The following is a 1,265-nucleotide window of genomic DNA, read 5'->3' on the forward strand; positions in this document are numbered from 1 at the left end:
TGGAATGTTCCCGATTTTATTGACATCGGTTTAGGCTGCCAGGTCGGTGAGTTTTCTGAATCCTAGCTCGTATTCGACTGGTGTCAAGTAGTCGAGAGTGGAGTGCCGCCGGCGGCGGTTGTAGTAGGCCTCGATCCAAAGGAATGTGTGCTGTCGGACTTCGGTCACATCATTCCACGGTCGGGTGTGGATCAGCTCCTTCTTGTAAGTCGCGAAGAAGGACTCCGCGGCGGCGTTGTCAAAACATGTCGCGCGCCGGCCCATGGAGCGGGTGACACCGTTCTCGGCGCAGAAGTTGGCGAATTCTCCGGAGGTGTATTGACAGCCGCGATCGCTGTGGAAGATCACCCCGCGCGGTGGTCTGCGGGTCACCAGCGCGGCGGCGAGGGCCTCGATGATCAGGCTGGTGCGCAGGTGATCGGCCACGGCGTAGCCCACGACCTTGCGGGAGTGCAGGTCGATCACGGTCGCGGTGTAGGCCCAGCCGTCGACGGTGGCGACGTAGGTGATGTCGCCGCACCAGCGCGTGTCGGGCCGGTCGGCGGTGAAGTCCTGCCCGATCAGGTCGGGGGCGTCGATAGGGCGCTGGCCTGCGACGGTGGTGCGTTTCCAGGCTCGGGGGTGGCGTCCTTGCAGGCCCGCGGCGCGCATCAGCCGCCAGACCCGCTTGCGGGCGACCCGCAGGCCGCGCACGACGAGCTCGGCCCAGACCCGGCGCACGCCGGGATGGCCGTGAAGCCGGGTGTGGATCTCGCGGATCTGCTCGGTGAGCTCGGCGTCGGTGCGCTCACGCTCGCACGGACCCTCGGCCAGCCACCGGTAGTAGCCCTGGCGGGCGACCCCGAGTTGGGCACACATGAACGTGACCGAGAACTGCTTGTCGGTGGCCCAGTCCGCGATCGCCGCATACTTCACGGCTGTTCTTTCGCGAACCAGGCGGCCACTTTTTTTGCGAAATCGCGCTCCATGCGAAGTGTGGCGTTCTCCTTGCGGAGCCGTTCCAGCTCGGCCCGCTCGGGCTCGGACAGGTCCTTGTCGGGAACCCGGCCGGATTCCCTGGCTTTCTTCACCCATTTACCTAACGTCATCTCGTGGACACCGATACTCTTCGCCACCTCGGCGATGGATCGGCCCGAATCGAGAACGAGGCTCACGGCCTGGTCCTTGTACTCCTGGGTGAAGTTACGGCGTGTCGCCACGCGATTGCCTCCGCTGCGATCAGCGGCAGTCTACGACCGGATGTCTACAAGATCGGGAACGGTCCA

The 1,265-nt window shown here is 64.6% G+C and carries 2 protein-coding genes; both read right to left on the minus strand.

All coding sequences use genetic code 11. The features are described 5' to 3' along the window. Positions 1-30 precede the first annotated feature (30 nt). Complete coding sequence (locus tag RM445_RS31960) at positions 31-915, minus strand: IS3 family transposase (RefSeq protein WP_311560597.1); 885 nt, start codon at positions 913-915, stop codon at positions 31-33. Continuing rightward, a complete protein-coding gene (locus tag RM445_RS31965; RefSeq protein WP_311560598.1) occupies positions 912-1,199 on the minus strand; it encodes a transposase in 288 nt (95 codons plus the stop codon). Before RM445_RS31965 ends, RM445_RS31960 begins: the two co-directional genes overlap by 4 nt. Positions 1,200-1,265 lie beyond the last annotated feature (66 nt).

The sequence above is a fragment of the Pseudonocardia charpentierae genome, from assembly GCF_031845345.1.
In the GTDB taxonomy this organism is placed as follows: domain Bacteria; phylum Actinomycetota; class Actinomycetes; order Mycobacteriales; family Pseudonocardiaceae; genus Pseudonocardia; species Pseudonocardia charpentierae.